The sequence below is a fragment of the Mesorhizobium sp. LNHC252B00 genome (genome assembly GCF_000502955.1).
Taxonomy (GTDB): Bacteria; Pseudomonadota; Alphaproteobacteria; order Rhizobiales; family Rhizobiaceae; genus Mesorhizobium.
On sequence record NZ_AYWO01000001.1, the window covers coordinates 445,805 to 469,921 of the forward strand.

Annotated in this window: 26 protein-coding genes and 1 other RNA gene; 12 read left to right on the forward strand and 15 right to left on the reverse strand. The window is 62.7% G+C overall.

All coding sequences use genetic code 11. From position 1 onward, the window contains the following. Position 1 precedes the first annotated feature (1 nt). Positions 2–439, reverse strand: a complete 438-nt coding sequence (locus X744_RS167230) for a hypothetical protein (protein WP_023757046.1) — start codon at positions 437–439, stop codon at positions 2–4. A gap of 417 nt (positions 440–856) precedes the next feature. Between X744_RS167230 and X744_RS167220 the strand changes: the two genes are divergently transcribed. Continuing rightward, positions 857–1,747 carry a dienelactone hydrolase family protein gene (locus X744_RS167220; protein ID WP_023757048.1) on the forward strand — a complete coding sequence of 297 codons (891 nt, stop codon included), beginning with the start codon at positions 857–859 and terminating at the stop codon, positions 1,745–1,747. A 3-nt stretch (positions 1,748–1,750) separates the two neighbouring features. Here X744_RS167220 and X744_RS167215 read toward each other — a convergent pair whose 3' ends face one another. After that, positions 1,751–2,653 (reverse strand): DMT family transporter, encoded by a 903-nt coding sequence (locus X744_RS167215; protein WP_023757049.1) that lies wholly within the window; start codon positions 2,651–2,653, stop codon positions 1,751–1,753. Between the two features lie 89 nt (positions 2,654–2,742). Between X744_RS167215 and X744_RS167210 the strand changes: the two genes are divergently transcribed. Next, entirely contained in the window at positions 2,743–3,222 is a 480-nt protein-coding gene (locus X744_RS167210; protein ID WP_023757050.1) for an Lrp/AsnC family transcriptional regulator, read from the forward strand. Positions 3,223–3,236: 14 nt separating this feature from the next. On the opposite strand, the gene X744_RS167205 is transcribed toward X744_RS167210, so the two are convergent. Together X744_RS167205 and X744_RS167200 are read right to left on the reverse strand one after the other, a co-directional pair. Continuing rightward, positions 3,237–3,434, reverse strand: a complete 198-nt coding sequence (locus X744_RS167205) for a hypothetical protein (protein WP_023757051.1) — start codon at positions 3,432–3,434, stop codon at positions 3,237–3,239. Between the two features lie 145 nt (positions 3,435–3,579). Then, positions 3,580–4,065: a thioesterase family protein gene (locus tag X744_RS167200; RefSeq protein WP_023757052.1), complete on the reverse strand. Its 486-nt coding sequence runs from the start codon at positions 4,063–4,065 to the stop codon at positions 3,580–3,582. 183 nt (positions 4,066–4,248) lie between these two features. On the opposite strand from X744_RS167200, the gene X744_RS167195 reads away from it, so the two are divergent. Then, entirely contained in the window at positions 4,249–5,661 is a 1,413-nt protein-coding gene (locus X744_RS167195) for an FAD-linked oxidase C-terminal domain-containing protein (RefSeq protein WP_023757053.1), read from the forward strand. Between the two features lie 247 nt (positions 5,662–5,908). Here X744_RS167195 and X744_RS167190 read toward each other — a convergent pair whose 3' ends face one another. Continuing rightward, the gene (locus X744_RS167190; RefSeq protein WP_023757054.1) at positions 5,909–6,895 is read right to left on the reverse strand and encodes a Dyp-type peroxidase; all 987 of its coding nucleotides are present in this window, start codon (positions 6,893–6,895) and stop codon (positions 5,909–5,911) included. A 131-nt stretch (positions 6,896–7,026) separates the two neighbouring features. On the opposite strand from X744_RS167190, the gene X744_RS167185 reads away from it, so the two are divergent. After that, positions 7,027–11,007: an AsmA family protein gene (locus tag X744_RS167185; protein ID WP_023757055.1), complete on the forward strand. Its 3,981-nt coding sequence runs from the start codon at positions 7,027–7,029 to the stop codon at positions 11,005–11,007. A 33-nt stretch (positions 11,008–11,040) separates the two neighbouring features. Here the strand turns inward: X744_RS167185 and X744_RS167180 are convergent, their stop codons facing one another. From X744_RS167180 to X744_RS167170, 3 genes are all read right to left on the reverse strand, one after another. Then, a complete protein-coding gene (locus tag X744_RS167180; RefSeq protein ID WP_023757056.1) occupies positions 11,041–11,928 on the reverse strand; it encodes a sigma-70 family RNA polymerase sigma factor in 888 nt (295 codons plus the stop codon). Between the two features lie 16 nt (positions 11,929–11,944). Continuing rightward, positions 11,945–12,250: a hypothetical protein gene (locus X744_RS167175; protein ID WP_023757057.1), complete on the reverse strand. Its 306-nt coding sequence runs from the start codon at positions 12,248–12,250 to the stop codon at positions 11,945–11,947. 104 nt (positions 12,251–12,354) lie between these two features. Continuing rightward, on the reverse strand, positions 12,355–12,786 hold the full coding sequence (locus tag X744_RS167170; protein WP_023757058.1) for a helix-turn-helix domain-containing protein: 432 nt from the start codon (positions 12,784–12,786) through the stop codon (positions 12,355–12,357). A 156-nt stretch (positions 12,787–12,942) separates the two neighbouring features. On the opposite strand from X744_RS167170, the gene X744_RS167165 reads away from it, so the two are divergent. Next, positions 12,943–14,745: a chloride channel protein gene (locus X744_RS167165; RefSeq protein ID WP_023757059.1), complete on the forward strand. Its 1,803-nt coding sequence runs from the start codon at positions 12,943–12,945 to the stop codon at positions 14,743–14,745. Here the strand turns inward: X744_RS167165 and X744_RS167160 are convergent. The 4 genes from X744_RS167160 to X744_RS167145 all read right to left on the reverse strand — a co-directional run bounded on the left by X744_RS167160 (position 14,742) and on the right by X744_RS167145 (position 16,535). Continuing rightward, positions 14,742–14,966 (reverse strand): ribbon-helix-helix domain-containing protein, encoded by a 225-nt coding sequence (locus X744_RS167160; RefSeq protein WP_023757060.1) that lies wholly within the window; start codon positions 14,964–14,966, stop codon positions 14,742–14,744. The genes X744_RS167165 and X744_RS167160 overlap by 4 nt on opposite strands. 10 nt (positions 14,967–14,976) lie before the next feature. Then, positions 14,977–15,174, reverse strand: a complete 198-nt coding sequence (locus X744_RS167155; protein WP_023757061.1) for a DUF4169 family protein — start codon at positions 15,172–15,174, stop codon at positions 14,977–14,979. 16 nt (positions 15,175–15,190) lie between these two features. Beyond that, positions 15,191–15,727: an SspB family protein gene (locus X744_RS167150; protein WP_023757062.1), complete on the reverse strand. Its 537-nt coding sequence runs from the start codon at positions 15,725–15,727 to the stop codon at positions 15,191–15,193. A 118-nt stretch (positions 15,728–15,845) separates the two neighbouring features. Further along, on the reverse strand, positions 15,846–16,535 hold the full coding sequence (locus X744_RS167145; RefSeq protein WP_023757063.1) for a TetR/AcrR family transcriptional regulator: 690 nt from the start codon (positions 16,533–16,535) through the stop codon (positions 15,846–15,848). Positions 16,536–16,721: 186 nt separating this feature from the next. Here X744_RS167145 and X744_RS167140 point away from each other — a divergent pair, with 186 nt between their 5' ends. Next, on the forward strand, positions 16,722–17,927 hold the full coding sequence (locus X744_RS167140; protein WP_023757064.1) for a multidrug effflux MFS transporter: 1,206 nt from the start codon (positions 16,722–16,724) through the stop codon (positions 17,925–17,927). Between the two features lie 142 nt (positions 17,928–18,069). Here the strand turns inward: X744_RS167140 and ssrA are convergent. After that, positions 18,070–18,429, reverse strand: a transfer-messenger RNA (tmRNA) gene (gene ssrA, locus X744_RS1000000171370). A 168-nt stretch (positions 18,430–18,597) separates the two neighbouring features. Between ssrA and X744_RS167135 the strand changes: the two genes are divergently transcribed. Both X744_RS167135 and X744_RS167130 read left to right on the forward strand, forming a co-directional pair. After that, on the forward strand, positions 18,598–18,909 hold the full coding sequence (locus X744_RS167135) for a DUF2853 family protein (protein ID WP_023757066.1): 312 nt from the start codon (positions 18,598–18,600) through the stop codon (positions 18,907–18,909). 159 nt (positions 18,910–19,068) lie between these two features. After that, a complete protein-coding gene (locus X744_RS167130) occupies positions 19,069–19,863 on the forward strand; it encodes a thymidylate synthase (protein ID WP_023757067.1) in 795 nt (264 codons plus the stop codon). 39 nt (positions 19,864–19,902) lie between these two features. Here X744_RS167130 and X744_RS167125 read toward each other — a convergent pair whose 3' ends face one another. Continuing rightward, the gene (locus X744_RS167125) at positions 19,903–20,136 is read right to left on the reverse strand and encodes a hypothetical protein (protein ID WP_156938472.1); all 234 of its coding nucleotides are present in this window, start codon (positions 20,134–20,136) and stop codon (positions 19,903–19,905) included. Between X744_RS167125 and modA the strand changes: the two genes are divergently transcribed. The 4 genes from modA (at position 20,099) to X744_RS167105 (ending at position 23,153) form a co-directional block, all read left to right on the forward strand. After that, a complete protein-coding gene (gene modA, locus X744_RS167120) occupies positions 20,099–20,890 on the forward strand; it encodes a molybdate ABC transporter substrate-binding protein (protein WP_023757069.1) in 792 nt (263 codons plus the stop codon). The two genes, X744_RS167125 and modA, sit on opposite strands and share 38 nt — an antisense overlap. A gap of 26 nt (positions 20,891–20,916) precedes the next feature. Beyond that, positions 20,917–21,621 (forward strand): molybdate ABC transporter permease subunit, encoded by a 705-nt coding sequence (gene modB, locus X744_RS167115; RefSeq protein WP_023757070.1) that lies wholly within the window; start codon positions 20,917–20,919, stop codon positions 21,619–21,621. After that, complete coding sequence (gene modC, locus X744_RS167110; protein ID WP_023757071.1) at positions 21,618–22,730, forward strand: molybdenum ABC transporter ATP-binding protein; 1,113 nt, start codon at positions 21,618–21,620, stop codon at positions 22,728–22,730. Before modB ends, modC begins: the two co-directional genes overlap by 4 nt. Positions 22,731–22,811: 81 nt before the next feature. Beyond that, entirely contained in the window at positions 22,812–23,153 is a 342-nt protein-coding gene (locus tag X744_RS167105) for a winged helix-turn-helix domain-containing protein (protein ID WP_023757072.1), read from the forward strand. 52 nt (positions 23,154–23,205) lie between these two features. Here the strand turns inward: X744_RS167105 and cobF are convergent, their stop codons facing one another. Continuing rightward, positions 23,206–23,991 carry a precorrin-6A synthase (deacetylating) gene (cobF, locus tag X744_RS167100; protein WP_023757073.1) on the reverse strand — a complete coding sequence of 262 codons (786 nt, stop codon included), beginning with the start codon at positions 23,989–23,991 and terminating at the stop codon, positions 23,206–23,208. Between the last annotated feature and the right edge of the window lie 126 nt (positions 23,992–24,117).

Genomic DNA, 24,117 nt, shown 5'->3' on the forward strand with positions numbered 1-24,117 from the left:
CCTAGCCGAGTCCCAGATGGCTTTTCAGGCTGGGTACCGATCCGAGTATGCGGTTGGTGAGGTCAGGGCCGGCGGCAGCTTCGGCCTGCTGGACCAGCGTTTCGCCGGCCTTCTGGATCTGAGCCAAATCGAGCCCAGACGCCTTGAGCGCCGCGAGGCCGTTGACCAGCGCGCCGGCCTTTTCGCCGAGAACCCCGCCAAGCGCGCCTTGCAACGACGACAGGAACCCGCCACCACCGCCAGCCGGAGCGGCGGCCATGACATCATACTGGTGGGCGAGGTCGTCGGCGCCGGGGATATTGGCGAAAAATGCCGAGGCGCTGGTGCCTTCCGCCTCATGTTCGAGCACCGAGAAGATGGTGCCGACGACTTTCTCCGCCGTCGCCTGGTCGAGGCCCGCTTTCTGCGAGACGGTGTTGACGATATCCTGGACGTTCATGGTCTCACCTCAACCTTGGGTTTTCGCGTTTGTAGAGCGGTTCCGGTCACTGCGGACGCTGACCAAAGATCGTCTGCCCGCATCCACAGCCGCTGAGATTAGTGCCGGAGCCGTAGCGGCGGCAAGGACGATCGTGCTGGCGAGGATCGGGTGGGGCATGGTCATTGCTCGCTCCTTTCGGGTCGGGACGCGTGAAGGCATGCCGGTCAAGGTGCCATCGATAGCGGACAGCTTCTTTCACTATTGTGGCAGCGCCAGCAGGATTATCGCCGATGACCAAGAAGTGATGACATGGGCGCCCGCGGCGCCGGCCTTGCCGGCCGCACTTGCGTGACCGCGAGCGGGCGCTCGACTGGATCATGCCGCCTCGGTCCCTATGTAGCTCAGGTATCGAAGCTCGAAGCCGAGGAGTGCACAATGACGAAATCAGCTGCCCCGACACTCACCATCACCCAGGCGATGATCGATGCCTATGACGAGTACACGCATCTGACACTCGACCGCCGCCGCTTCATGGAGCAACTGACCCGGCTTGCCGGATCAGGCGCGGCGGCTGCGGCGATCGCGCCGCTTCTGGCGGCGAATTCCGCCCAGGCGGCAATCGTTGCCGACAACGATCCGCGGGTGAAGGGTGAGGACATCAGCTATCCCGGCAGCAGCGGCGAGATGAGGGGCTACCTGGTCAAGCCGGCGGATCAGGCGGGTAAGCTCGGCACGGTCATCGTCGTGCATGAAAACAGGGGACTCAACCCGCATATCCGCGACGTGGCGCGACGCGTGGCGCTCGAAGGGTTCGTGGCGCTGGCGCCGGATTTTCTGTCGCCGCTCGGCGGCACTCCGGCCGATGAGGATAAGGCGCGCGACATGTTCACCAAGCTCGATTCGGCGCAGACCATTGCCGATGGTGTAGCGACTGTCGCTTTCCTCAAGGGCGACAAGGACGGCAACGGCAAGGTCGGTGCCGTCGGCTTCTGCTGGGGCGGCGGCACGGTCAACATGCTTGCCGTCAACGCGCCCGATCTCAATGCCGCCGTCGCCTATTACGGCATGCAGCCGAACGCCGCCGATGTGTCGAAGATCAAGGCGGCCTTGCTGCTGCACTATGGCGGACTGGACGAGCGCATCAATGCCGGCATCGATGCCTTCAAGAAGGCGCTCGACGCGGCGCATGTCGAATACACGGTCTATATCTATGAAGGCGCCAACCATGCCTTCAACAACGACACCTCGGCCGCCCGCTACGACAAGAAAGCGGCCGATCTCGCCTGGGGACGCACGATCGCCTTCCTGAAGGAGAAGCTGGCGTAGCTTTCAGCGGGCTGGTTTGTGGAAGGCGACGCCGGCGACTACCAGTGCAATGCCCAGGCAATCGGTGAGGCTTGGAATCTGGCGCAGCACGATGACACCGATCAGCGTCGCGGTGACCGGCAGCAGCGATAGCATCAGCGCGAAGCTGGCGCGCGGCAGCCGCGACATGGCGAGTTGGTCGCAGATGTAGGGAATGACGGAGGAGCAGATGCCGACGCCGACGGCGGCGAGCAGCAGCGGCCGTGAGAAAAAGGCCGGCAGTGCATCTCTGAAGCCGATCGGCAGCACGATGATGAAAGCGATCGCCATGGCGGCACCAAGACTGGCGATGCCGCCGCCCGCGCCGGAAGCGGCGATGCGGTGCCCGAGCACGATGTAGCCGACAAACAGAGTACCGTTGAGGAAGGCCCAGAACAGCCCAAGGGGATCACTCGACCATTTGACGTCGATGAGCAGCAAGGTGCCGGCGACGGCAACGGCAAGGGCGGCGAGATTGCGCGGGGTCTTGAGGCCGATCACCGCGACACCGATGGTGCCGACGAATTCGATCGCCGCCACCAGCGAGATCGGCAAGCGGTCGAGCGCCAGGTAGAACGAACAGTTCATCACCGCCAGGCAGGCGCCGAAGGCCAGCAACCGCAGCCGGGTCGAGCGATCGGCGCGGACGAGCGTTCGCCATGGACGGGTCATTGGTGCGAAGATCAGCGCGGCGGTAGCGATGCGCAGCCAGGCCATGCCGAGCACGCCGACATGCGGGAAAAGCAGCACGGCAAATGCCGGCCCGAGATAATGGAAGACGGCGCTGACGCCGAACCAGACATGCGGCGGCAGTGTTGTCGCCAGCCTGCGGAAGGGAAGGCCGGCAACAGCGGGGTCTGCCGCAGGAGCTTGCGTCTGATCATCCATCGGATCAGTATCGCAGGCGATTTTGCCTGTTCATATGGGTGATGATTGGCCTTTCCGGCCGGTATCCTCACGGAAGCAAGGATCTTTCCATGAAACGCCTTCGGATTGAAAGCGCCGACCTCGATGCCGCGGATATGAAAATCCTGCTCTTGCTGGAAAAGGACGCGCGCATCAGCACGGCGGAGCTTGCGCGCTCGGTCGGCCTGTCGGCGCCGAGCGTGGCCGAGCGCATCAAGCGGTTGCAGGAGAGCGGGGTCATCGAGGCCTATTCGGTCAGGATCAATCCCGCGGCACTCGGCCTGCCGGTGTCGGCGTGGCTGCGCATCCGTCCGGTACCGGGGCAACTGGCTGTCGTGGCCGAGATCATCCGCGATCTGCCTGAGATCGCACAATGCGACCGGGTGACCGGCGAAGATTGTTTCATCGCGCTGGCGCATGTCGGCTCGGTGGCCGAACTCGAGCGTGTGATCGACCGCATCATCCCTTACGCGATGACCAATACGGCGATCATCCAGTCGTCGCCGGTGGTGGCGCGCTCACCGCTGGCAGCGGTGAAGCATACGGTTTGAGCGAGCAGGAACGTTTATGCGTGGCCGCGCTTCAGGCGGGCGCGCTTCAGGATGGTGCGCCAGCGGATCATGTCGAACGGGATCGGCTCGTTGTTGTTGGCAATATGGAAGATCTCGTTGTCGACATTCTTGAGCGAGCGCCAGAAATCATAGTCGGTGATGCGCGGATCGGCAGCCAGCTTGTCCACTTCGACCTTGATGTCGGTTTTCATGCACTTTCCTCGAACCGGCTTCGCCGCGCCGCCCGCATCGCAACCCAATGCGATCGTTTTCAACCGCTCCGCTGAGTCGTTCAACGGCTCAATTGGCTTGTTCCCGTTAAAACCTCGGTAAGGTTAACGCGGGCGCCGAGTGGCTTCAAGCGGGCTTGCGGCGAATCCCGATTGAACGGCCGGCGCGCTCCGGCATCGGCAGTGCCGAATGGGCGGCGCGCATGGCCTCGACCTTGGCAAGCACATCGGCTGGGAAGGGTGCGACCTTCGGCCCCGACATGTCGACATGCAGGGACAGCGTCTCGGAGGTGGCGGCGAGCCAGCCGTCGACGTGGCGGATTTCCTGGTAGGCCCGCAGCCGCTTGTCGTCATGATCGAGGAGTTGGAAGGAGACCGTGACCTTGTGCTCGAGATGCAGCTCCTGCACGTAGCAAACATGGACTTCGGCTGTGTAGATGGTGAGCCGCCGCTGGCTCACGTAATCCAGTCCCATGCCGATCGCCTCGAAGGCGTTGTCCGAACACCGGTCGAACAGCACGTTGTAATAGGCCATGTTAAGATGGCCGTTGTAGTCGATCCAGTCCTTCTCGATGTCCATGGGTTTGGAGACGAAGGGGGCAGGGATAGGCATCGAAACTTCCTTGTTTGGTGCTGGACAGAGCGTGGCCGGTGAGTGTCTTCATTCTGACGCAATTCCTCAGGGAAAGCGCTACGCGGTTTCCCGGGAAAACCGCTTCGCACTTTTCTTGGAATTGCTTTAGGCATCCATAGACGCATAACAAGCATGGGCGCTGGTCCATCCGCGGAGGAATTCATGGCTCTGAGCGACCTCAACCCAGTCGAACGCAACGAGGAAGGCATCGCTGCCGTGCTCGGCATCCTCAAGCAGCGGCTCGGCGAACGCTTCCAGACCGGCGAGGCCATCCGCTCGCAGCACGCGCACACCACCACCTATATTCCGACGCAGGCGCCGGACGGCGTCGCTTTCCCGGAGACGACGGCCGAGGTGCAGGAGATCGTCCGCGCCTGCGCCGCGCACCGTGTGCCGGTCATTGCCTTCGGTGTCGGATCGTCGCTGGAAGGCCACACCAACGCACCGGGCGGCGGCATATCGGTCGACACCTCACGCATGAACCGCATTCTTGCGGTCAATCCGCAGGATCTCGACTGCACGGTCGAGCCCGGCGTCACCCGCGAGGATCTGAACCGGCATCTGCGCGACACTGGCCTGTTCTTTCCAATCGATCCGGGCGCCAATGCCTCGCTCGGCGGCATGGCGGCGACACGCGCATCCGGCACCAATGCTGTGCGCTACGGCACGATGCGCGAGAATGTGCTTTCGCTGACGGCCGTCATGGCCGACGGCGAGACGGTGACGACCGGCAAGCGCGCGAAAAAAAGCTCGGCCGGCTATGATTTGACGCGGCTGCTGGTCGGCTCGGAAGGCACGCTCGGCATCATCACCTCGCTGACCTTGAAGTTGCAAGGCATCCCGCAAGCGATCTCCGGCGGCGTCTGCCCGTTTCCGAGCGTCGAGGCGGCCTGCAACGCGGTCATCGCGACGATCCAGATGGGCATACCGGTGGCGCGGATCGAACTGGTCAATGCTTTGCAGATGCGGGCGATGAAGAATTATTCCAAGCTCGACTATCCCGAGAGCCCATGCCTGTTCGTCGAGTTCCACGGCAGCGATGCCGGCGTGGCGGAGCAGGCCGAGACCTTCGGCATGATCGCGGAGGAAAATGGCGGCGGGCCGTTCCTGTGGACCAGCGTTGCCGAGGAGCGCACGAAACTGTGGAAGGCCAGGCACGACGCCTATTGGTCGTCGCTGACGCTGCGGCCAGGCGCCAAGGGCCTGTCTACCGATGTCTGCGTGCCGATTTCGCGCTTTGCCGAATGTGTCATGGAAACCGAAGCCGACATCGCCGAAATGGGCCTGATCGCGCCGATCGTCGGCCATGCCGGCGACGGTAATTTTCACGTGTTGGTGCTGATGGACGTGAACGATCCCAAGGAGATCGCGCAGTCCGAAAAATTCGTCGCGCGGCTCAATATGCGAGCAATCGCCATGGATGGCACCTGCACTGGCGAGCACGGCATCGGCCAGGGCAAGATCGGCTTCCTGCGCCACGAGCTCGGCCACGGCGTCGACATCATGCGCACCATCAAGCAGGCGCTGGATCCGCAAAACATCATGAATCCGGGCAAGATATTGCCGGGAAACTAGGCGGGTCCTCGGACGCAATGCGGCGATCAAGGCCAGCGGCGAGCGCCAACCTGCGAAAATCGAAAAACTGAATTGGTGGCGTTCGATGTCGACCAGCGCGGACACGTTCCAAAGAAGCTAGTCCCAATGGCCAGCGAAGCTAATCCCCATTTGGCCTGGCACGACGCCGCTCTGGTCATCGCGGTTGGGCCGGCAGCGGGTGTCGACCATGTCCGCATGCGCCCAAAGCGGAAGTAAATCCGGAACGTTAGCGTGTGATCGCAGGCTTCTCCTGCGCGCCCTGAACAAGGGTTTGCAGCATGGGGCGGGTTGGCGCGAAGAACGTCGTGCCGGTGTGCGGCGTGGAGAAATCAAGCAGCCGGTCGTAAGCGCCCGGCGGCTCGCCGATATACATCCGCTGCAGCATTTTCTCGATCACCCAGAGATACCTGGAATAGCCGATAAAGTAGGTGCCGAACTCCTGCTGTCCCGGTCGGCCGAAGGGCATGTTGTCGCGCAATATGTCGTATTCGTTACCGTCGGCATCTTCGATGGTGGCGAGCGACTTGTGCGACTTGCGCGGGGCGTCGTCATCGTCGATTTCGATGTTATCGATCTTGGTGCGGCCGATGATCTCTTCCTGGAGCGGTGTCGGGGTTCGCGCCCACGCCTGGAGATCGTGCAGGTATTTCTGAACGACGACATAGCTGCCTCCGGCGAAGTCGGCATCCTCATCGCCGACGAGCGCTGAGGCCGGCAGATCCAGCCCGGTCGGGTTGGCCGTGCCGTCGACGAAGCCGAGCAGGTCGCGCGCATCGAAATAGCGAAAGCCCGAGACTTCGTCGACGACGTTCACGCCGTCACCGAGATTGTCGAGCAGAATGCGCTCGAACTCAAAGCACATGTCGGAGCGTTCGGAGCGGATGTGGAAAAGAAGGTCGCCGGCGGTCGAAGGGGCCGAATGAACAGCGCCCTTAATCGGCGCGAACGGTTTCAGTTCCAGCGGCCGCCCATCTGGAGAAAGACGATCCCAGAGATCGCGGCCGATGCCGGCAATGCACGAAAGCCGTCCCGAAAGGTCACGGAATCCGACATTCTTCACCAGATCATCAAGTTCTCCGAGCACGGAGGCGACCTTGGCGAGCGCGCTCCGCTCGTTGGCGACATTGACGACAAGAAAGACCGCCGAAAGCGACAGCGGAGCGTCGATACTTTGCGCGTCGATAGGCACGCGATCCCAGTTCTTGCCCGACATCTAGATTCTCCACTTCGCCGGGATTTGTTTCAGATCACCGGACATCACGCAACACCGGATGAATTGCCTCTTTATCGACACGCGGATGCGGGTAGAGTGCGGCAGAATTTCAATCAACCTGTTCGGAGCTGATGCTCGCTCGCCTGTTCGTGACCTTCGGTGGCCTTTTTGTGCTGGTGCTCTGTGCGGCGCTGGTGGTGCCGTATTTTGTCGACTGGACTAGCTACCGCGCCGATTTCGAACGCGAGGCAAGCGCCATTCTCGGCCGCAAGGTGACCGTGCGGGGCGACGCCACGGCCAGGCTGTTGCCGTTCCCGTCGGTGACCTTCGCAAATGTCGCCGTCGCCGGCGGCCCCAACGGCCAGCCGGCCATGACCGTCGAGACGTTTTCGATGGATGCGGAACTCGCACCCTTCCTGCGCGGTGAAGTGCTGATCTTCGACATGCGGCTGGTGCGGCCGAAAGCGACCATCGATATCGCCAATGATGGCACGGTCGACTGGGCGATGCGGCCGTCCTCGCCGTTCGATCTCAACCAGATCTCGATCGAAAAGCTGACGGTGACGGAAGGCCAGGTCGAGCTGCGCCATGCGGCCGGCGGGCGCAGCCATCTCATGTCCGAGATCAACTCGACCATTTCGGCCAAGTCGCTGGCCGGCCCGTGGCGCATGGACGGCACGCTTCGGCTGGACGGATTGCGCACCGCGGTCGCGGCCTCCACCGGCAAGGCAGAAGGCACCGGACAGATGCGGCTTCGGCTGAAGGCCGATCCCGATGTCTATCCGCTGGTCATCGAGACCGACGGCAATGCCGGCATCGTCAATGGGGCGGCCGTCTATTCGGGCCAGTTCAAGATTTCAAATCAGGACAAGAATGGTGCCGACAAGAACAGCGCAGAGTTGCGCGGCACCGATGGCGAGACGGTGAAGGTCTCTGGCGGCAAGCCCGATCCGGGCTTTCGCCTGAACGGCAAGTTTTCGCTCGACCATCAGAAGCTGGGCGTCGACGAATTTCGCTTCGAGACCGGGCCGCTCGACAATCCCTACACCGCCGACGGCAAGGCCTCGGTCGATCTCGGGCTAAAGCCGAGCTTTGCCATCGAAGCCAGTGGCGCTCAGGTGCAGCTCGACGAGGCGGTGGGTGCGCAAGCTGGTGCCGGCCTGACATTGGATCAGCGCATTGCAGGGCTGGAGCAGGCTTTGCTCGATCTGCCGAAGCCGACCATTCCCGGTACCGTCGAGGTCAAGCTGCCAGCGGTGGTGGCCGGCGACACCACGGTGCGCGACGTTCATCTTTCCGCCGAGCCGGTCGATGGCGGCTGGTCGGTGAAATCGCTTGCAGCGACCTTGCCCGGTCGCACCAGGCTGGAAGCCGATGGCAAGGTCTTGCTCAATGTGGAGGGCCATTTCGGCTTCAACGGCTCGTTGCTGCTGGCCGTGGCTCAGCCTTCGGGTTTTGCAGCGTGGCTGTCGAAGGACGTCGACGAGGCGGTCCGCCGTTTGCCCGCCGCCGGCTTCAAAGCCAAGGTCGACCTCTCGGAAAAGCGGCAGGCCTTCAGTGACCTCGAACTGATCCTGGGCAAGGCGAAGTTTTCCGGCCGCATCGATGCTAGCCAACCTGACGATGCCAAGCCGTCGGTGCTGATGCGGCTCGAAGGCGGCGAGCTCGATGTCGACGGCCTGGCGGCCTTTGCCTCGATCTTCGTCAGCGACAAGGGCGCCAATCGCTTTGCCGACCGCGACCTCGATTTCCAGATCAAGGCAGGGCCGGTCAGCGCCGGCGGGCTGACCGCCGACACGGTCGATACCGCGCTGAGGTTGCGCGACGGGCTGCTCGAAATCGACCGGCTGTCGGTGGGCGGGCTGGCCGGGGCCTCGATCAGCGCCACCGGCAGGATCAAGGATTTCCCGGCACGCCCGACCGGCAAGCTCGACGCCTCGGTGGTTGCCGTCGACCTTAAGCCATTGATCGACGTCGCCGCCCAGCATTATCCCGACAGCGCCGTGCTCAAGGGACTGGCAAGCCGTGCCGCCGCCTATCCCGAGCTGTTCCAGGATGCGCGCGTCGACCTGGTGGCGAGTGCCGCCGACAATGGCGACGGCACCTCGGGCCTGGCGGTGAGCGGGCAAGGGAAGGCCGGCGGGTCGGCTTTTTCCGCCTCGCTGTCGGGAAGGGGGGCGGGGGACAAGCTTCTCGAAGCGCCGGTGGCGCTGACCTTCAACGCCAAAAATCCTGACGCCACTGCGCTGCTGGCGCTCTACGGCCTGCCGGCGCTGCCGCTTGGCATGCTGGGCGAGGCAAGCACGGACATCCAAGCCAAGGGCACGCTTGGCGGCGGCCTGGCGACGAGTTTCAGCCTTGCCGGTGACGACTTCAAGGCCGGTTTCGAGGGGACGATCGCCGATACGCCGCAAGGCCTCGCCGCCAAGGGCAAGCTTAGCCTCGACGCTGCCGACATCGAACCATGGCTGATGACGTCAGGCATCGGCCTGCCAGGCATGGGGGCTGGCATGTCGACGTCGCTCTCGGCGCAGGGTGATTATGGCAACGGGCTGCTGGTGCTGGACGAACTCAGCGGCGCCATCAACGAAGCGGCGGTGTCCGGCGACGTCAATGTCGACGTCAAGGACGGCGTGCCGCATCTGGCCGGAGCGCTGGTGCTCGACGAACTTGATCTCGATCCGATGGCGGTGGCGCTGTTTGGCGATTCCGCCTTTCTTGCCGACAAGGAAGGGGTCGATAAGGGTGGGGCGTGGCCGGCCACGCCTATCAGCCAGAAATCCAGCCTGCCGTTCACCGCCGATCTCGATCTGACGACGGCAGCCCTTGCCGCCGGTCGGTTCGCCACTGCGTATGATGCCGCCTTTTCGCTCAAGCTCGACCAGGAAGGTATTCGCGTTTCGGATCTCAAGGCGAAATTGCTGGGTGGCGCGCTGACCGGCCTGTTCGAGCTGAAGAACAATGACGGCACCGGACTTTTCACTGGGCAGATGAAATTGGCCGGCGCCGATCTTGCGACCATGCTGCCGGATGCCGGCATCAGCGGCAATGGTGATTTCTCGACGGCGCTGTCAAGCAGCGGCAAATCGGTCGAAGGGATGGTGGCCGCCTTGTCCGGCTCCGGTACGGCGGCGTTGAGGGGCTTGCAGGTCGCCGGCGTCAATCCCGATGCGTTCAGTGCATTCCTCGCCAAGGCGGATGCGATCGGTCGCGATATCGATGCGGCGAAGACCGCCGGCTTTGCGCCTGAAATCGCCGCCGATGGCAGTTTTGCCGCCAAGGACACCGACATCGCCTTCACGGTTGCTGGCGGTATGCTCAGGGCGCCGCCGGTCAACCTCGAGAATCCGGCAGCGACCTTGTCCGCCGACATTGCGGCCGATCTCAATACCAGCAAGATTTCCGCCGAGGGGACGATCGCCTATCGGCCGGGCGATGAAGCCCTGGTCGGCTCCGAGCCGACGGTGAATTTCACCGCCGAGGGCCCCCTCGGCGCGGTGAAACGAGAGTTCGACAGCGAGCCGCTGGCGCAGTTCCTGACCCAGCGCGCGCTGGAAAGGGAGCAGCAGCGTGTCGAGGCGATGCAGGCCGAATTGCTCGAAAAGCAGCGGCTGCGGCGCGAGGTACGCTACTACGCGGCGCTGCAGGATGAGCGTGACAAGGCCGCCGAGGAATTGCGCAAGCAGGAGGAAGCAGCGCGGCTTAAGGCCGAGGCTGAGGCGAAGGCCGAAGCGGATGCGCAGGCGAAAGCCGAGGCCGACGCCAAGGCCCAGGCTGAAGCGGATGCGCAAGCGAAAGCCGAGGCCGACGCCAAGGCCCAGGCTGAAGCGGATGCGAAGGCGAAGGCGGATGCCGACGCGAAGGCCGCGGCCGAACAGCAGGCTGCCGACGAGGCCGCCAAGGCGCAGGCCGATCAGGAGCGGCAGAAGGCGGAAGAGGCGATGCGCATTGCCTCGCCGCAGGAGAAGGCAAGGCTCGAGGCTAAACGCAACGCCGCACAGGCTCCGAAGGTGGAGCGTGCGCCGCTGCCGGAGGCTCGCGACAACCCGCCGCCGGCCAAGCCGAAGTCCAATCCGTTCACCATCGACAATCTGCTGAAGTCGCTGCAGTAGGCAGCAGGAGGCTTTTCCCGTCCTGGGATAGTCTCAGAGAACGAGCAGTTCGGCGCAGTCGGTGACATAGCGGGCGTGGCGGAAATCTCGGACGGTCAAGAGTTTGCCGTCCTGCCAGGCCAGCAGGATGAAATAGGATGGCCGCGCCGCTGGATCATCGCTGTCGCGGACGAGGGCTGCCGGCCTGCCCTCGATAAAGCCCGCCACGAAACGCCAATCCTGCACCTGGGAATAGTTGTGGAAGTAGGTGCCGACCTCCTGGCGACCATTCAGCCGCGTCCTTGCCACCAGCTCCAGCCGCACCTCATCGGCCAGCATGTCGCGCACGGCGTCGAAATCGCGGGCGTTGAAGCGATCGATGTAAGCATCGAGCAGCAGACGCTCTGCGCCGCTCAATCTCGGAACAGGGCGGTCGTCCGGTTCGTCCGCAAGATGGCGCAGCCGATGACGACCACGATGCAGCGCCGCCTTTATGGCGGGGATGCTGGTGTCGAGCGTGGCGCTGATCTCCTGCAGTGAATAGCCCAGAACGTCCATCATGATGACGCTGCTTCGCTGCGTGACGGGAAGGCGCATGAAGGTATGAAGGCCGGCCGCCGCGGCCTGACGGGCGGCAGTGGGGTTTGCCGGATCGACGATCATGTCCAGGTCCTCATCGGAAAAAGACTTTTCACGGGCTCGCCGGCGCAGGAAGTCGAGCGCCGTATTGTGGGCGATGCGGAACAGCCAGCCCTCCGGATTGGCGATCGGGCCGGTATTCGGCAGCGCCTCGAATGCCTTGGCCAGGGTTTCCTGCAGCACGTCTTCACCGTCGATGACTGAGCCCGTCATGCGGGCGCAGTAGCGGTGCAGCTTTGGACGCAGTTCGCCGAACAGGCGGCTGAAGACTTCGCGTTGTTGGACGTCAATGGTGATGTTCATGCGTACCGTGTTCCACCTACTGGTCGAGCATACGGTAGCTGCCCACCACGGTCATTTCCTCGCTGTGTGGACGCTCGATGCAGCGATCCCTGATGCCAATCTGAAAGGCCTCGAATGCCGCCAGCCCGGTGATGATATCGGCATGGGCCTCGGTTTCCGTCTCGACCAGATGGACAAAGGTCCGGTCGTCGGAACGCCATGTCATGTAGCGAACGCCGTCCGGCGATTTTTCCCGCAGCTCATGGAATACGCCCTTGACCAGTCGTTCATTCTCGTCGGCCCGTTCCGGTTTCGTCTTGTAGCGTATCAGGAGGCGTTTCATCGCAGTTGTTCCTCTTCGTTGCCCCATGCTCATGTCCGAGACGTTGCGGCAAAGCCAAAGGATTCCGGGTGACGGGAAAATAGCTCTTTCCGTGCATCTGGGCTTCACGCCCGATCGAGCAGCCGCCTCAACATCGGTTCGATGCGCGACAGCTCGTCGAGATGTGCCGCCGAAAGCTCGGCCAGACAATCGTCGGCGCGGCCGGTCAGTTGCAGCAGCACGCGGCGATGATCGTCCTTGTCCTGATTTCTAGCGACCAGCCCTGCCTCGCAAAGGCGGTTGACCAGCTCGACGGCGCTATGATGGCGAGTGCGCAAGCGTTCGGCCAGATCGCCAACCGTCACCGGCCCGCCGCCGGGGAAACCCTTGATTGCCAGCAGCGCCTGATGCTGGCGCGGAGTCAGGCCGGCGCCTTCCGCCTGGATTTGGCTGAATTCGAGAAAGCGGCGGATCAGGTAGCGAAACTCGGAAAGCCGCTGGTAGTCGGCCTGGCTGATGGCGGGGCGTGGTTTTTGTGGCTGCGACATATCAGACATGTGTTCGTTTTCCGACGAAAGCTCAAACGGATTTCGGGCGAAACCGGCTTGAACAAATATATCGTGTTACGATAGATAGCCACCGACAAACCTCGGCTGGCCGTTTCGACCGTGCCGCAACCACATACGGCCCGCCGCCAGGAAGCAAAGCCCGCCATGAAGATCCACCACTCGAACCCGGAGCATCTGCGTGATTTCACGACTGATGCCAGGGTGCTGCTTGTTGCCGCCATTGCGGTGGTCGTGGCGACGGCCGGACTGGTTGCCGGCATCGCGCTATTGAAGCTGATCCGGCTGGCCACCAACATCGCCTATTTCGGCCAGTTCACGCTCGCCGACCTGAAACTCGAAGACACGCCGCTTGGCTATGCCTCCGTCATCGTCCCGGTGATCGGCGCGCTGATCATAGGCCTGATGGCGCGCTTCGGCAGCGAGAAAATCCGCGGTCACGGCATTCCCGAGGCCATCGAGGCGATCCTGCTCGGGCGTTCCAGGCTCGATGCCAAGGTGGCGATCCTGAAGCCATTATCGTCGGCGATTTCGATCGGCTCCGGCGGGCCCTTTGGCGCCGAGGGTCCGATCATCATGACAGGCGGAGCGATCGGCTCGCTGATCGCGCAGATGCTGCCGGTCAGCGATACCGAACGCAAGACGCTGCTGGTTGCAGGTGCGGCGGCGGGAATGACCACGGTCTTCGGGACACCGATCGCCGCCATCATGCTGGCCGTTGAACTGCTGCTTTTCGAATGGACCCCGCGCAGCTTTATTCCGGTGGCGGTCGCGGCAATCATTGCCCAGGTCGAGCGCACCATGCTGCATCTGCCCGGACCGATCTTTCCGTTTCAGGGCGGTATGGAGGTATCCTTTGTCGGCCTTGCCGGCTGGGTGGCGATCGGGGTCGCGGCAGGCCTGTTGTCGGGGCTGCTGACGCAGATGGTCTACGCCTGCGAGGACGGCTTCCAGAAGCTGCCTATCCACTGGATGTGGTGGCCGATGCTGGGTGGTCTGGTGGTCGGCATAGGCGGGCTGATCGAGCCGCACGCGCTCGGCTTCGGCTATGACAACATCACTGACATGCTGGACGGCCGCACGATCGCGACCGCGGCATTCCTCCTTCTGGTGGTGAAGGCCATCATCTGGTCGGTTGCGCTCGGCTCGGGAACGTCGGGAGGCGTGCTGGCGCCGCTGCTGATCATGGGCGGGGCGATGGGGGCGGTGCTGGCCGGCGTTCTGCCCGCGGCGGATCCGGGCTTCTGGGCACTGCTGGCGATGGCCGCCACCATGGGCGGCACGATGCGCGCGCCGTTGACAGCCACCTTCTTTGCCGTCGAACTGACCGGCAATACGCATATACTGGTGCCGCTGATCGCGGCTTGCGCCGCGGCGCACGCCGTCACCGTGCTTTTGATGAAGCGGTCGATCCTGACCGAGAAGATTGCCAGAAGGGGACACCATCTGGTTCGCGAATACCGTGTCGATCCGTTCGCCTTGACCAGAGTGCGCGAGGTGATGACATCTGAGGTCGAAAGCGTGCCGGCGACGATGACGCTGCATGGCGCAGCAGCCTTCCTGACCGCGCCGGAAACACGGCATCCGAGTTTTCCGGTGGTCGATGAGAACGGCCATGTGCTGGGTCTCATCGATCCGCCGGCGATCTTGCGCTGGAGACGTGCCGGCAGGCACCGCACCACGACGCTTGGCGAGCTGCTGGCCGGTAGCAAGGTGACGCTGGCCTATCCGGACGAGTATCTTGAAGGCCTCTCCGACAAGCTGCTGATGGCCAATGTCTCCCACCTGCCCGTCGTTAGCCGTGAAGACCTGCGACTGGTCGGTTATGTCGGCTGGAAGGATCTGATGCGTGTGCGGTCGAGGAAGCAGGCCGAGGAGCGTGATCGCTCGACCTTGCTCGGATTCCGCACCAGGCGCGGGAAAAAGGAAGCGACGATCGAGGGCCTCTAGGAACTCGTTCCGCGTTTCACCCACTCGAGCACATAAAGCCTCAGCGCCGAGGACAGGTTGGTGTCGCGAGGCCGCGTCTCGTCGACTTCGGCGACAAGAGCCGCGAGCGTCAATTGCCGCGTGGCCGCGATCGCGACGAGGTCGTCATAGAAGGGTTTTTCGAGCGAATAGCTGGTGCGGTGGCCGCGAATGGTCACCGAGCGCTTTTCGACCGCGCTCACTGCGGAGCGCTCATTGCTCGCTTTCGCCGCCGGATGGCTCGCGGCGGTGACCAGCGACGAATTTCTCGGCCTGGTCGGCAACTAGGTGGTCGCGTTGCTTTTCACCTTTGGAGCGGCCGTATAGCACCCGGTTCTGTTCGGCGATCCGCACCTTTTCGTCCCGCGCCCTCTGCTTGCGGGCCTGGCGGAGATTGACGATGTCGGCCATGGCGTTAACTGCGGGCTTATTTCTTGCGGAAGGCGTCGAGCGAGACCACTTCGGCGCCCTTGGTGGCGGCGTCCGCCGCCGCGGGCTTCTTCTCCGCCTCGGCGGCAGCCTTCTTTTCGGCCTTGGGCTTTTTCTCGGAGACGATGGTCAGCGGCTCGGGTGTCGGTGTTGCCGGTTCTTCGTCGGGCTGAGCATCGGTCTTGACGTCGAATTCGAGCTCGAAATTGACCGAGGGATCGTAGAAGCCGCGCACGGCCGAGAACGGGATTTCAAGCTTCTCCGGCACGTCGGAGAAGGACAGGCCGACCTCGAAGCCGGTGTCGGTCACCTTCAGGTCCCAATATTGGAACTGGATGACGATGGTCATCTGCTCGGGATAGCGCTCGCGCAGACGCGATGACACGCGCACACCCGGTGCACCGGTCAGGAAGGTGATGAAGAAGTGGTGGTTGCCGGGGAGGCCGGTACGCGCGACTTCGGCCAGGACCTTGCGCATGACGCCGCGCAACGCCTCCTGGGCCAGAATGTCATAGCGAATGTGGTCGTCGGCCATGTGACGGTCGGGTTCCGTTGAATCGTCCGCATAGCTGTAATCAAGCTTTAGGGCGGCGTAAACCTGATATAGACCGCCACCGAACCGATACGAGGACTATTGCCAACGATTTGATCGCTCAGGCGCCGGCGAGCGCGGTCTGCTTTTCAACCGATACCGCGGAGCGGCGCTTGCCAAAGGCGCGCAGGAAGGTGCGAACGCCATTTGTCGCGGATTGCACCACTTCATCCTCGCGCGGCGAGCCGCCAAGCATGAAGGTCGTCTGCAGTTCGGCATTGACGAGGCCAAGGAACTGGCGTGCCGCCACATCGGGGTCCTCGATCGCGAGGTAACCGCCATAGGCGAGGCGGGCAAAGCGGGCGGCGATCGCCGGCCATGTCCTGCCCGGTCCCTGTTCGCGCCACTCTGCAAACAGTTCGGGATAGCGCTCACCTTCGGTCTGGATCAGCTTGCGCAGGAATTTTCCGTCACGGCTGCAGATGCAGTTCTGGTTCAAGCGAACGGCAAAGCCGATCAGATCCGCTTCGAGATCCTTGGGCTGATCGGGGAAGGTGGCGATGGTGGCGAAGATGCCGACATTGCAGCGTTCGGTCAGATCACGAACCACCGCGACGAACAATTTCTCCTTGTCACCATGATGATTGTAGATGGTCTGGCGCGAAACGCCGGCTTCGGCTGCGATCAGATCGATGTTGGCACCAGCGAACCCTTCGCGGCAAAACACGGCAGCTGCAGAATCGACGATCGACAGACGCTTGGCCTCATGGCCGCGTGGCGGGAAAGTGTCAGGAGAGACGTGCAGCTTCATAAAAATCTATATAGAGGTGATTGACGAATTAGACAAGACTGTCTAAATTTGTGGACATAAAATGAAGAGATTTCGCCCGCAGAGACGAACAAAATTCGCTCTTGAGGTGTCGGAATCTCATGGGATGGAACGTCCTAGGTTAGACGTCGCCCGCGGCGGCAACCAGTCTTGAAAGAAGCCCTTATCATGAGTCCCAAATTCCTCCGCATTGCGGTCGTGCTCGGCCTGTTGTCCGCCATCGGCCCGTTCGCCATCGACATGTATCTGCCCGCATTGCCGTCGATCGGCGCCGATCTCAACGCCGGCACCGCTGCCGTACAGATGAGCCTGTTGATCTTCTTCCTGTCGATGGGCTTCGGCCAGATTGTCGTCGGGCCAATCTCAGACATGGTCGGCCGCAAGCTGCCGCTTTATGGCGGCCTTGCGCTGTTCATGGTTGGCGGCATCGGGTCGGCCATGGCGCCCAACATCGAATGGCTGATCGCTTTCCGCTTCCTGCAGGGGCTTGGCGCCAGCGCCGGCATGGCGGTGCCGCGCGCCATCGTGCGCGACCTGCATACCGGCAACGAGGCCGCCAAGCTGATGTCCTTGCTGATGCTGGTGTTTTCGGTGTCGCCGATCCTGGCGCCGCTGACCGGCAGCCAGATCATCGAGAATTTCGGCTGGCGCGCCGTGTTCTGGACCGTGACGGGTGCGGCACTGCTGGCTACCATCCTTTTGGCAACCTCGCTCAAGGAGACGCGCCCGGCGGAAGAACGCGTCGGTTCCTCCTTCGGCACCGCGCTTGCCGGCTACCGCTTCCTGATGGGCGACCGCAACTTCCTTGGCCTTGTGGCGATCGCCGGCTTCGGCATTGCGAGCTTCTTCGTCTATCTGTCGAGCTCGTCCTTCATCCTGATCGATCACTACGGGCTGTCGCCTTCGGTCTACAGCGTGTTCTTCTCGATCAATGCGGTTGCCTTCATCGGCATGTCCCAGTTGACGGGATTGCTGGCCGAGCGGTTCGGGCTGCGGCGCGTGGTGCGCGTCGCGGTGACCGGCTATGCCACGACGATGGTGGTGCTGTTTGCAGTGATGGCGACCGGCATCGACCGGCTCGACGTGATGGCGGCACTGCTGTTCGTCGGCTACGGCTTCCTCGGTCTGGTCATCCCGACCACTTCGGTGTTGGCCATGGAAGAACATGGCGAGATCGCCGGCACGGCTTCGGCGCTGATGGGAACGCTGCATTTCGCCATCGGTGCCCTCGCAATGGGCGTTGCCGGGGTGTTCTTCGACGGTACGCCGCTGCCGATGGTGGCCGGCATCACGCTGTGCGCGGTGATTTCGTTCACGCTGGCCAAGGTCACGCTCGGCCGTTCGCGCGAAACGGTCGAGGCCCCGGCGGAATAGGCAAGCGCAAACGCATGAAAAAGGCCGGGTTCGTCCGGCCTTTTTCATGCCCGCAGGCCAGCTACGCCGTGGATGAAGCGGACACGCTCCTCAACCGGAAGCTGCCGTTGCGCGTGACGCAGAATTGAAGGAGGAGGGGAGAAGTGGAGGTTTCTGTTGCCAGGTACCTCCGAACCCCGCCTAGAAGTGCGAACCCCTAGGGCTTGAATTGAAGCTATCGCACCGCTTACGCGGCGAGACGTGCTTCCGCATAGTTGTCATTTGCAACTACAGGTTTAGCCCGATAACGGTGGTACTATGCCGGGCAAAAGTACGATCTTTACACCTTCGTCGATCCTATTTCGCCCCCAGCAAAAACCGCTCTGTCGCCAACAGCGGCTTTTGGTGGAGGCGCCGGGTACCGCCCCCGGGTCCGAACGGCTTATTTCATCGCCCATTTATCGCCATAGTCGGTCAAGCCGACAAACTGAATATAGGGGCCCATCGCGAGAAATGAAAGGCCGCAATGGCACTTTGTCCCGTGTCAAACCGCGTCTCCAAAGGGTTGACTTGGGCGCGGTCTCCACCGAAGCTTTGCTATGGTGAGGAGTTACCGACCTAGCGCACACGTTGCAGCAGCGCGCCACAACCCTCATCGATCGGATCCGTGGCGCCGACGAGGGGAATTTTGATGACCGACTATCTTGCAGACGTGAAGAAATACGACGTTGGCGCCAGTGCGGATGCGGTCGAAAAGATCGTAAAGCATCTGGGGATTGCGCTCAGGAACCGCGATTCCTCGCTGGTGTCCTGCACCGATCCGAAGGAACTCGAACGCGTCAGGACCAACTGGGTTGCCAAGAAGCTCGGCATCGCCGATGCCGGCAAGGCCGATGCAGCCATCGAAAAGACGTGCAAGGCAATGTCCGCCGACAACACCAAAAGCCGGGTGACTTTCTACTATCTGGTTGCGAAGGATTTGGGCAAGCTCGGCTCCCTCTAACGATCGCGCGTCAATTTGCGGAGGCTGGCGCGAGCCTTGCGCCAGCCGATGATGTTGTTGGGGACTGGCGACCTTCGGGCAGGATTTGCGCTGCTTTCTGGTGTTCGGCCGCCTGTCCGTCAGCTATGATGGCTGGACAACCGAATCGAGCCGGAACCGATGCGCCAGTATCTCGACCTCCTGCAGCACGTGCTGGATAACGGTGCCGATCGCGGCGACCGTACCGGCACCGGAACGCGCTCCGTCTTCGGCTATCAGATGCGTTTCGATCTGGCGCGCGGTTTTCCCGTCACCACCACCAAGAAGCTGCATCTCAAGTCGATCATCCATGAACTTCTGTGGTTCCTGGCCGGCGACACCAACATCAAATACCTGACCGACCATGGCGTTTCGATCTGGGACGAATGGGCCGACGAGAATGGCGACCTCGGCCCCGTCTACGGCAAGCAATGGCGCTCCTGGCCGGACGGCCATGGTGGCTCAATCGACCAGATTGCAAACCTTCTCAAGGAGATACGCAAAAACCCTCAATCGCGGCGGCTGATCGTTTCGGCATGGAATCCAGCCGAGGTGGAAGCGATGGCGTTGCCGCCCTGTCACTGCCTGTTCCAGTTCTACGTCTCGGAAGGGCGGCTTTCCTGCCAGCTTTATCAACGGTCGGCCGATATCTTCCTGGGCGTACCTTTCAACATCGCTTCCTACGCCTTGCTGACGCTTATGGTGGCGCAAGTGACCGGGCTGAAGCCCGGCGATTTCGTCCATACGCTTGGTGACGCGCACCTCTATTCCAACCATTTCGAGCAGGCGCGCGAACAGCTGCGGCGCACGCCGAGGGCGTTGCCGACGATGTGGATCAATCCGGAGGTGAAGGACCTGTTTGCCTTCCGCTTCGAGGATTTCCGGCTGGAAAACTACGCCGCCGACGCGTCGATCAAGGCGCCGATCGCGGTCTAAAACCCCTGCGCTTTACTCAACCCTGAAATCAGGCGCCGATCAGTCGATGCTGGCCATCACGTCCGACGCGTTGTCCACCGACGGGCTCTTTGGTGATCGAGCGGTGACGATGGCGCCGCCAATGTCGATCCCGGGATGCGAAGTGGTGCTGCCGGGCCTTCCCTTGTTATATTCATGCGGATATATCGGTGGGCAGGCTTCGAGCAGATCGGATTCGAACCAGGGAGAACTTTCCATGACGCGCAAAGGTTTTGGACCGAGGGTGATCGCCATCGGCGGTCTTTCGGCGACGTTGATGGCAGTTCCGGCAGCACATGCGGAAGACAAGGTGATGGTGTTTGCCGCGGCCAGCCTCAAGGACGCGCTCGATGCGGTGAACAGGGCCTGCGAGGCCGATGTCGGCGAGGCCGCGACGGTCTCCTATGCCGCAAGCTCGGCGCTTGCCAAGCAGATCGAGAGCGGGGCACCAGCCGACGTCTTCATCTCAGCCGACCTCGACTGGATGAAATATCTCTCCGACAAGAAGCTGACCAAGCCGGACACCGAAGTAAAGCTGCTCGGCAACGAGATCGTGCTGGTGGCGCCGAAGGGCTCGGCGGTTGAAACCAAGATCGAGAAAGGTTTTGACCTCGCCAAGCTGATCGGCGACGGCAGGCTCGCCATGGGCGACGTCAAAGCGGTGCCGGCCGGTAAGTACGGCAAGGCCGCGCTCGAATCGCTCGGCGTCTGGTCCTCGGTCGAGGGCAAGGTGGCGCAGGCCGAGAATGTGCGCGCGGCGCTCAAGCTGGTTTCAACAGGTGAGGCAGCCCTCGGCATCGTCTATGCCACCGACGCGCACGCCGAAAAGGGCGTCAAGGTGGTAGGCACCTTCCCGGGGGATTCGCATCCGCCGATCATCTATCCGGTTGCCCAGATCGCCGATTCGAAGGACAAGGATGCGCCGGCTTTCCTGAAATGCCTGCAGTCGCCGAAGGCCGGTAGGCTGTTCAAGGATCAGGGTTTTACCGTGCTCGCACCGAGCAACTGAGTTTCCAAGGGGCTTCATCTCGCAATATGAACTGGCTGCTGGACCTCACTCCCGACGAATGGAATGCGATCCGGCTGTCGATCAAGGTGGCAACGGTGGCGATGCTCGCCAGCCTGCCGCCAGGCATATTGATCGCGCTGCTGCTTGCTCGAGGACAGTTCTGGGGCAAGACCCTGGTCAACGGGCTGGTGCATCTGCCGCTGATCCTGCCGCCCGTGGTGACCGGCTATCTGCTGCTGCTGACCTTTGGCCGGCGCGGGCCGGCCGGCGCCTTCTTGGCCGACCATTTCGGCATTGTTTTCTCCTTTCGCTGGACGGGTGCGGCACTGGCTTGCGGCGTCATGGGCTTTCCCCTGATGGTGCGGGCGATCCGGCTGTCGATCGAGGCGGTGGACCGCAAGATGGAGGCGGCGGCGGGAACGCTCGGCGCCAACCCTCCCTGGGTCTTCGCAACCATTACTTTGCCGCTGATCCTGCCTGGGCTGATCGCCGGCGCGATCCTGTCCTTCGCCAAGGCGATGGGCGAGTTCGGCGCGACCATCACCTTTGTCTCCAACATTCCCAACGAGACGCAGACGTTGCCGTCGGCGATCTACACCTTTACGCAGGTGCCGGGTGGCGATGAAGGGGCGCTGCGGCTGACGCTGATTTCCATCGTCATTTCCATGGCCGCTCTGGTGGCTTCGGAAGTGCTGGCGCGGCGTGTCGGCCGGCGGATGGACATCGAATGAGCGTTCTCGTCGATATCGGCCATCGGCTGGGCGGCTTTGCCATCGACGCCCGCTTCGAAAGCGCCGGACGGCTGACGGCACTGTTCGGACCGTCGGGGTCGGGCAAGACGACGCTGATCAACATGATCGCCGGGCTGATCCGGCCCGACAAGGCACGCATCGAGGTCGACGGCCGCGTGCTGGTCGATACCAATGCTGGCCTTTTCGTGCCGAAGCACAAGCGCCGCATCGGCGTGGTTTTCCAGGATGCGCGGCTGTTTCCGCATATGAGTGTTGCCGGCAATCTGCGTTACGGCCGCTGGTTCACGCCGCCAGCGGAGCGCTATGCCGATATGGATGCCGTCGTTGATCTGCTTGGCATCGGCCCGCTCATGGACAGGCGACCGGCAAAGCTCTCGGGCGGCGAGAAGCAGCGTGTGGCAATCGGCCGGGCGCTGCTTGCCAGCCCTGGATTGCTGCTCATGGACGAGCCGCTGGCCTCGCTCGACGAGGCGCGCAAGGCTGAGATCCTGCCCTATATCGAACGGCTGCGCGACGAGACGAAAATCCCGATCGTCTATGTCAGCCACTCGGTCGCCGAGGTGGCGCGGCTGGCAAGCGACGTGGTGATGCTGGCGCAAGGCCATGTCATCGCCAGCGGTCCGACCGAGGCAGTCATGCAAAGGCTCGACCTGTTGCCGGCGGAAGAACGCGGCGAGGGGGGCGCCGTGCTGGACACCAGGGTGCTGCGTCACGACGAGACTTTCGGCATGACCGTGCTCGGATCGGCGGCTGGTGAGATCCGTGTGCCACGGCTGGCGATGAAGGCGGGGGCGGCTGTGCGCATCCGCATACGCGCCCGCGATGTGATGATCGCCACCGAACATCCGGCAGGGCTCAGCGCGCTCAACATCCTGCCGGGAACCATTACCGCGATAAGCTCCGGCGAGAGCCCGGCGGTCGACGTCGGCATCGACTGCAACGGCGCAACCGTGCTTGCCCGCATCACCGAACAGTCGCGGCGGACGCTGAAGCTTCATCTCGGAGGCAAGGTTTTCGCGGTGGTCAAGACGGTGAGCTTCGACCGGGCCAGCACCAGCGCCGGCCTGCCCGGTGAGGCGGACGGATGATCGTCGCTATGTCTTTTTGGAATAGCGGTTTCGCCGGGAAGTCTCTAGTATGGGATTGGGCGTGACTGCGGAGGAGAAAAAATGCCGTCGTTGAGCTTGCGGATAAATCTCGATCCAGACGGGCGCATCGGACCGGGCAAGATCGAACTCCTGGAGCAGATCGCCGCCTTCGGCTCGATCTCGGCCGCCGCACGCGGCATGGAAATGTCCTACAAGCACGCTTGGGACCTGGTGGAGGACATGAACCGGGTATTCGGCAAGCCACTGGTGGCGGCACAGACCGGTGGCCGCAAGGGCGGCGGCGCGCAACTGACGGGCGCGGGGCTCGCCGTGGTCAGCCGCTTCCGCGCCATCGAGCGTGCGGCTTCTGCCGCTGCAGCCACACATATGGAGGCGTTACAGGCGGAGATCGATGCTGGCTGAGTGGAGGGCAGTAGGCAGTAGGCAGTAGGCAGTAGGCAGTAGGCAGTAGGGACTAGTCCTGTTCACTAGGCTTGCGAAGCAGATATGTGTCCATGATCCAGCCCTTTTTCCGGCGGGCTTCTTCGCGGGTTCTCTCAATCTCGGCGCCGACGTCACCGAGTCGGCCAGAGATGAGAATCTCGTCCGGCGTGCCGAGATAGGCGCCCCAATGGATGACAGCGTCCTTGTCTTCCAGGGTGTTGAAGGCGCATTTGCCGTCGAGCAGGACGATGGTGCTGCCGGCATTGTCGGCCAAGCCTTCCTGCGTCAGGCGCCGGCCGGTGGTGATGAGGACGGAATCGCCGATCCGGTTCAGCGCCATTTTATGGCTGGCGGCAAGCGCCTGAATGGCGGTGATGCCGGGTATTACCTCAAGCTCGAACGCCACGTTACCCCGCAAGCGCACCCGCTCGAGGATGCGCAAGGCGCTGTCATAGAGCGAGGGATCGCCCCAGATCAGAAAGGCGCCGCAGCCATCCCCGGCAATCTCGTCGCCGATCAGGTCCTCGTAGATCGAGGCGATGGCTTCATGCCAGTCATCGACCGTCGAGCGATAGGAGGGGGCCGGCCCATCTTCTATTGGCAGGTCGCGCACCGGCACCTCGAATTCGACGCGGCGTGACTTCGGGTTGGCGACGAAGCGGTCACAGATCTGGCGGCGCAGGTCGGCGAGCTCGTTCTTTTTCGCGCCCTTGTCGGGAATGAACAGCACGTCCGCCTGGTTCAGGCCTGATATGGCCTGCACGGTCATGTGGTCGGGATTGCCGGCGCCGATGCCGATAACGAGAAGCTTGCGCATGGAGCGAACTCCTGCCCGATCGGAACCTGTTAGTCCAGACCGCTTGGGCTTACCCGCGGATACGGAAGGGCTTTGAAACGCCACGGTGAAACGGCTAGGGTCTGTAAGCATTCCAGCCGAGGAGGC

What these genes read in the sequence shown, in the direction of transcription:
- modB (WP_023757070.1), top strand. Translation starts at nt 20,917, where the DNA reads ATGAACTGGCTGCTGGACCTCACTCCCGACGAATGGAATGCGATCCGG.
- X744_RS167220 (WP_023757048.1), top strand. Translation starts at nt 857, where the DNA reads ATGACGAAATCAGCTGCCCCGACACTCACCATCACCCAGGCGATGATC.
- cobF (WP_023757073.1), bottom strand. Translation starts at nt 23,991, where the DNA reads ATGCGCAAGCTTCTCGTTATCGGCATCGGCGCCGGCAATCCCGACCAC.
- X744_RS167185 (WP_023757055.1), top strand. Translation starts at nt 7,027, where the DNA reads ATGCTCGCTCGCCTGTTCGTGACCTTCGGTGGCCTTTTTGTGCTGGTG.
- X744_RS167175 (WP_023757057.1), bottom strand. Translation starts at nt 12,250, where the DNA reads ATGAAACGCCTCCTGATACGCTACAAGACGAAACCGGAACGGGCCGAC.
- modA (WP_023757069.1), top strand. Translation starts at nt 20,099, where the DNA reads ATGACGCGCAAAGGTTTTGGACCGAGGGTGATCGCCATCGGCGGTCTT.
- X744_RS167190 (WP_023757054.1), bottom strand. Translation starts at nt 6,895, where the DNA reads ATGTCGGGCAAGAACTGGGATCGCGTGCCTATCGACGCGCAAAGTATC.
- X744_RS167105 (WP_023757072.1), top strand. Translation starts at nt 22,812, where the DNA reads ATGCCGTCGTTGAGCTTGCGGATAAATCTCGATCCAGACGGGCGCATC.
- X744_RS167150 (WP_023757062.1), bottom strand. Translation starts at nt 15,727, where the DNA reads ATGGCCGACGACCACATTCGCTATGACATTCTGGCCCAGGAGGCGTTG.
- X744_RS167180 (WP_023757056.1), bottom strand. Translation starts at nt 11,928, where the DNA reads ATGAACATCACCATTGACGTCCAACAACGCGAAGTCTTCAGCCGCCTG.
- X744_RS167205 (WP_023757051.1), bottom strand. Translation starts at nt 3,434, where the DNA reads ATGAAAACCGACATCAAGGTCGAAGTGGACAAGCTGGCTGCCGATCCG.
- X744_RS167165 (WP_023757059.1), top strand. Translation starts at nt 12,943, where the DNA reads ATGAAGATCCACCACTCGAACCCGGAGCATCTGCGTGATTTCACGACT.
- X744_RS167130 (WP_023757067.1), top strand. Translation starts at nt 19,069, where the DNA reads ATGCGCCAGTATCTCGACCTCCTGCAGCACGTGCTGGATAACGGTGCC.
- X744_RS167170 (WP_023757058.1), bottom strand. Translation starts at nt 12,786, where the DNA reads ATGTCTGATATGTCGCAGCCACAAAAACCACGCCCCGCCATCAGCCAG.
- X744_RS167145 (WP_023757063.1), bottom strand. Translation starts at nt 16,535, where the DNA reads ATGAAGCTGCACGTCTCTCCTGACACTTTCCCGCCACGCGGCCATGAG.
- X744_RS167155 (WP_023757061.1), bottom strand. Translation starts at nt 15,174, where the DNA reads ATGGCCGACATCGTCAATCTCCGCCAGGCCCGCAAGCAGAGGGCGCGG.
- X744_RS167215 (WP_023757049.1), bottom strand. Translation starts at nt 2,653, where the DNA reads ATGGATGATCAGACGCAAGCTCCTGCGGCAGACCCCGCTGTTGCCGGC.
- X744_RS167125 (WP_156938472.1), bottom strand. Translation starts at nt 20,136, where the DNA reads ATGGCGATCACCCTCGGTCCAAAACCTTTGCGCGTCATGGAAAGTTCT.
- X744_RS167210 (WP_023757050.1), top strand. Translation starts at nt 2,743, where the DNA reads ATGAAACGCCTTCGGATTGAAAGCGCCGACCTCGATGCCGCGGATATG.
- X744_RS167140 (WP_023757064.1), top strand. Translation starts at nt 16,722, where the DNA reads ATGAGTCCCAAATTCCTCCGCATTGCGGTCGTGCTCGGCCTGTTGTCC.
- modC (WP_023757071.1), top strand. Translation starts at nt 21,618, where the DNA reads ATGAGCGTTCTCGTCGATATCGGCCATCGGCTGGGCGGCTTTGCCATC.
- X744_RS167135 (WP_023757066.1), top strand. Translation starts at nt 18,598, where the DNA reads ATGACCGACTATCTTGCAGACGTGAAGAAATACGACGTTGGCGCCAGT.
- X744_RS167195 (WP_023757053.1), top strand. Translation starts at nt 4,249, where the DNA reads ATGGCTCTGAGCGACCTCAACCCAGTCGAACGCAACGAGGAAGGCATC.
- X744_RS167230 (WP_023757046.1), bottom strand. Translation starts at nt 439, where the DNA reads ATGAACGTCCAGGATATCGTCAACACCGTCTCGCAGAAAGCGGGCCTC.
- X744_RS167200 (WP_023757052.1), bottom strand. Translation starts at nt 4,065, where the DNA reads ATGCCTATCCCTGCCCCCTTCGTCTCCAAACCCATGGACATCGAGAAG.